Source organism: Paraburkholderia sp. A1RI_3L (genome assembly GCF_048957895.1).
GTDB classification, from domain to species: domain Bacteria; phylum Pseudomonadota; class Gammaproteobacteria; order Burkholderiales; family Burkholderiaceae; genus Paraburkholderia; species Paraburkholderia kururiensis.
In genome coordinates, this window is record NZ_JARCHA010000090.1 from 1 (window position 1) to 349 (window position 349).

Genomic DNA, 349 nt, shown 5'->3' on the forward strand with positions numbered 1-349 from the left:
ACGGGCGCGAGGGCTTGCTCGAAGCCTTGTGCGAGCAACGCCCGGAATTGCGGATAGCCCGGCAAACCCAGCTTGCGCACGAAGCGATTGGCCGTCGCGTTGGACACTTCGCAGGCACTTGCGAATTCGTCGATCGTCATGACCGCGACCTTGAACGGCTTCGCGAGCACGTAGTCGGCAAGGCGCCGATGCGCGTCGCTCAGCGACGGCAACACCTGCGCGATACGGTCGACGACGGACGCCTCTGACTTGCTCATTGCACCCCGGATACGGTTGAGAACTTGGACATGAAAATAATTTTTCGCCACAATAGCTTCGACGAAAATACATTTTCATTAGGGATAACCCT

Annotated in this window: 1 protein-coding gene; it reads right to left on the minus strand. The window is 57.6% G+C overall.

Features of this window, described 5'->3' with window-relative positions; genetic code table 11:
• The coding region (locus tag PXJ20_RS33030; protein WP_421057527.1) for a MurR/RpiR family transcriptional regulator at positions 1–257 on the minus strand (257 nt) is incomplete at its 3' end.
• Positions 258–349: the final 92 nt, after the last annotated feature.